Annotated in this window: 3 protein-coding genes; all 3 read right to left on the bottom strand. The window is 51.3% G+C overall.

The genetic code is table 11. The features are described 5' to 3' along the window. Nucleotides 1–52: 52 nt before the first annotated feature. Genes ACGYLA_RS19335 through ACGYLA_RS19325 form a run of 3 tightly spaced genes read right to left on the bottom strand, consistent with a single transcriptional unit; the run spans nucleotide 53 to nucleotide 4,608 of the window. Entirely contained in the window at nucleotides 53–1,399 is a 1,347-nt protein-coding gene (locus tag ACGYLA_RS19335; protein WP_394434606.1) for a TniQ family protein, read from the bottom strand. After that, nucleotides 1,400–2,398, bottom strand: coding sequence for a TniB family NTP-binding protein (locus ACGYLA_RS19330; protein ID WP_394434604.1), 999 nt, complete (start codon nucleotides 2,396–2,398; stop codon nucleotides 1,400–1,402). Beyond that, on the bottom strand, nucleotides 2,398–4,608 hold the full coding sequence (locus ACGYLA_RS19325) for an integrase (protein WP_394434602.1): 2,211 nt from the start codon (nucleotides 4,606–4,608) through the stop codon (nucleotides 2,398–2,400). The genes ACGYLA_RS19330 and ACGYLA_RS19325 overlap by 1 nt, the downstream gene beginning before the upstream one ends. Nucleotides 4,609–4,711 lie beyond the last annotated feature (103 nt).

Here is a 4,711-nt window from a genome sequence, read left to right as displayed (position 1 = left end):
TCCTACGGCGCCTCATGAAGGGCGCGGACGCCACCAAAAGCGCTACCAGAAGTTACACCTCTCCCTGGGACATGACCTGAACGGGCTTCCCAAAGTGACGCATCCGACTAATCAGCTGGTGCAAGTCCACCAGGTCGACGCCCTTATAACGGGCGGTTCGATTTCCAGTGTCTTGGATGACAGTATGAAGAATTCCGTTCTCAATCAGAAGTGAAGCTTGGGATCGAGTGCAGCCGATGTACTCTGGAATCTTCGCTACCGGGACCGCACGCTTCAACTTTTCAATAAGTTCTTCGGCTGGCCCAGCAGGAACTGTCTGCCGAATGTTCACGACATACAAATCCTTGGGTAACATTCCAGACTGTGCAAGTGCGTTGGCCACAGTCTTCGCATGAACACCAGTATGAGCACTTAAAGATGCGACGGAGTGCTTCTTCCGCCATGGAATGATTTCGCCAAAAAGGTCCGTTCCAGCTGCAATGGGGAAAGAGTCGAGGATAAATTCGCGAAGGATCTCCCTAATTGGGCCAACAGGTTTGTCGTTGTTCCTAAACTGCACCCATTGGAACAGCTTGCCAAAAACGCCCTGGGGCCCACGTTGACCTGCGTTCTTATGCGGACGTTTAAAAAGGAGCTCTAGACCCTCCCGAATTCCCTCTTCCCCTTTTGATGTGAACTCAAAGCCTACCTGACCGGCACTATCCCACTCTGCTTCAGTCAATTTTGTAAGCGGCACCTGCGCTCCATATTCGACACAGGCCCCTAACATTTCAGTCGCTCGACTTGCTAAATCAATCTGTTGATCGTCCAACCAACAAGGTCCCTTGTGCCCTTCGAACCGCGCAATGATGTAGTTTTGGAGAGCCGAGGGTTTACATAGGGGTGCTTGTTTTAACAGCTTTTCTAGCCGCTCTTGGTCAGGTGCATGAGCCGAGATGTTTAACGCTAGTTCCGAGCCTCTAACCTGCGCCGTCCTGCACAGGGCCGTGGCATGGTGTTCACATGTTCTAACAGAGCGGAAAACCCATTCAGTTCGACCAATAAACTTGGGCGCTCCAGTGCCGCTTTCATTGTAATCAGACAACAAACAAGCCGGGCAGAATGTTACAGAACTCCTCAACAGAAATTCACGAAAAAAGGTTTCACCTCTGTAGGCGAAACGTCGATCCGACAGATATTCATGGCTTCGGGTTTTGAGGTTTTCAACACTTTGGCCTGAGATCGCGGAGGCGCGGCTAAAGACCTCCTGGCGTCCCATGTGGAGCTCCTGAAGAGGAATACCGACAAAATGTAGAAAGGCATTGAGCGAAAGTCCGCAATGGAACTGGCCAAACCGGTTCAACCAAGAAATGAGGCTCTCTTCTTGTGCTGGCGGAAAATGTGGCATTAGAAATTCCATTCAGCGCACCCCTGCTTGGCGTGTTTGCCTCTTAGTTCGGACTACCTCAAAAGCTTGGGCGTCCTGATCAAGTTTAATCGCGGCCCAGTTCGCTACAACAAATACGTTCTCCTCCCATTGGCACCCCTCCTGCATTCCCCAGGCTGCTGCAAAATGCTCCCACGTCAGATCGGGACCACCTTCTTCCAAGGCGCATTCAATAGCATTGATGATGGTCTCAATCGACCGACCAAAGCGGCGGCGACTTCCGTGGATGAGACGCCCTGAGATTGTGCTATCTACTGCAGGCGTAAGCCCCACTTTGCTGCAGTAGCTTTCAATCATGCTGTAAAGATTCTCATCATCCGTTCCTGGACAAAGAGGCTTCGGAACAACCTTAGTAAGGCGTCGGTTTACCTGCTCATCGAACCGAGTAATTTCGGCCAAGCGCTCGGTGCCACTGAGAATGGGGATCACTGCGGTTTCGCTCTGCATGAGCGACTTCAACATCTTCAGCATATCGTCGATCTCGCGCGCCGATCCAGAGAGAAACATATCATGAGCTTCGTCGAACCAAAGAACTGCGACGTTCAAAACCGCCAGGCGTCGACGTACGACACCCCAGATTTCCCATGCGGTTGCCCTTGGTGACACCTCTTTCATCCCTGCCGCAGCTAGTACCTCCCTGCCTAAGCTTTTCAGCGTGGCCGGACTCGGAACTTGCACCCGGAGAAACTTTTGAGCGTCACCTCCTGAACCCCCTTTCAGGGCTGGGTGTTCAGAAAGAACTCTGTTCAGCGCAGTGGTTTTGCCAGATCCGGAACCCTCAATTAGCGCAATGCCACGGGTTTCCAGCCTATCTGTATACCTTTCAGGCTCAGGAATAATGTGCCCAAAGGCATCTTGCTTGAGAAGGCGGTTCAATTGACGCAGGATCTCGTCATCCCGCTCCGTAGAAATATGACGCTTTCTCAGCTTTGCGACATCCATTTTCCAATTGGTTACGATCTCTTCTCCCATTACTCATCTCCCTCACGCACGTCCCACTTCTTCCTCATATTTTTGGATCGCGAAGGAACTGAAGGTTCTGGTGGCTGTGATACTACCACGGCCTCCGTTTTCGAAGGTTGGACAGTGCGACCGTATTGACCTGGTGTGATTGTTGTATCGACGTCTGAACCAGTAATGTTAAAGCCGCAGAAGAGATTTTGTTCAGCGCTTTCAACGCGTTCAGGGTTCCAGTTCTGTGTGATCAGGCCGAACTGCAAAGATCGGTGGATATTCATTTCTCGAATAGCAGAGATTGCGTCGCATACCGTATCTTCCCGCCATTTAAGTTTCGCAGGATTGCTTGTTTTCAAGCTGCGACGTGCCTCGAGCCATACTTGAGCATGCAATCCGTCAAAACCAGAACCGACGGCCTCAAGTTGGTGCCATTCATCCCCCAAGCGGACTTCGACACAACCGATATCGCTGGCAAGCCAGCGGACGACCATTTTTTGTTTGCCAAATTTGATATACCAATTTGCAAGTGCTTCAGAATGATACTTAATCCCGAGAACGCTGACCCCGTACTTGTCAAGATGCCGTTTGACTTCAACTCCAAACGCCAGCCGGTCAGAACGGACAGAAGGACATGCTTTCAGAGGGAAGTTCCCATCCTTTGCATCATCCTCCCACTGCTCAAGGGGAGTTTTGCCACCGAGACCGCTATGCGGAGTGTTGTGATAGATATCTACGATCCAGCGGACCAATGCGAAACAAAGATCTTCGGGGCCTAAACAGGCACGCTTCTCGGCTGGGTGGTCCCCCCGCTCCAGTACGGACGAGAATGTTCGACCATTCAATCGAGGCAAAAGATTCATCGCCGCAGTACGAAACACACGTTCGATGGTTCCCCTCATACTCGGCATTCCCGCAATTGAAAGCTCATGGGTAATTTTTAGATCATTACATGCTTCCGTAAATTTGAACGCTTTGAACGCAGGCCCATTATCTGAGACAAGAGTTTCAGGGGTTGCCGCCATATGCCAGCCAGAAACCGCACCGACAGCATCTGCCCAACTACCCTTATCGGAAGTCGTCATCCGAAGGCATTCCAGAGAGGCGCAAGTTGTCGGGTTCAAAGTAAGCTTCATACCGACGATGCACCGTGTCCGGCAATCAATAGCTGCTGTAATCCACCAACGGCCTGTCTTATTGTCGAGCCCCAAATCGTTAAGCTCTTCCTTCGTAAACAAGCTGAGGAGGCCCGAATCCGCCAGGTGGGTGATGAGATCGATAGACCACTCGTCAATTTCAACCCTTTGGAAGGGACGATCAACCTGCAAACCTCCCGAAACAGGTTTGAAGAGCTTTACGGCTTCCGCATGGCCTTTCCGGGCAAGAACAACCTGAAATTTATCCAAGCCGTTGATCGCGTTCCTCACAGCTTCTCGTGACGGAACCCGCAAAGCGCTCAACCCTTGCTCTTCGCGTTTCCTGTTTTCATCCCGAAACGCAATTTTTACGTCGTCAACAGTGGTTGCTTTCCACGGGCCGTTAAGAGATAAGTAGCTTTCCTTCACTGTACGCATGAGCAAGGCGCGCTCTTCCGCATTGAAGTAGCTGATTCTATTGCCCCTGTTTGAAATAGAATCTGCCAAACCGTTCATGCCAAACTCGGTAAATTTGGCGAGCCACGACCTCAAAGTCCGAGGGTGTACTGGCGCTACAGCGGCTACCAAATTGCCGCCACGGGTCTTGCGACGAACGCCTGAGCGAACGTCAATCTCGCGCTGAATGGCTTCCGGCTCAGGGGCTTCGTCAGAAAGGTAGGAATGTGCGCGCCTACAAATTTCAGGCATGCATTTCTCAATCGAGCGATCATTCGCCTTAACGAGGGACTCCTGCTGCATTTCGAGGAAGGCTGAAACGAGAGCATGCCGGAGTTTGAGGCGCATCCTCTGCTTGGTAGAAAGGTCGCAGAGCCGCGAAGTCGACACCGCCGACCTGCGGGCGGCGGCCTTAGGGGTAAAAAAATCCGGTTCGTGATGAATCTCTTTCGCCATATTCAGCCGTGAAAGCTGGCAGAAGTCAAAGGTTTCAGAAATTCCGGTACCGTCGGCATTCATAAGCACATAGCCATTACGCGTCTTTTGTGCCAAACGCATATCTCGACCTCGGATCGTGATTTTATCATGAGAGTTGATCACAAAACGGCCAGAGTATTTTTCAGAATAGTTGGTCATTGTACGGTCTCCATACGGCGGACAAATGTGTTGATTGTCACTGAGAACTGACCCGGTATTTTCACCGAGATTTGACCCACCCTCAGTTATGCGTCGTGGTTTA

Origin of the sequence: Sulfitobacter sp. 1A13679 (assembly GCF_043557115.1) — a bacterium.
Lineage (GTDB): Bacteria > Pseudomonadota > Alphaproteobacteria > Rhodobacterales > Rhodobacteraceae > Sulfitobacter > Sulfitobacter faviae.
This window is presented reverse-complemented; position numbering and strand designations above follow the sequence as displayed.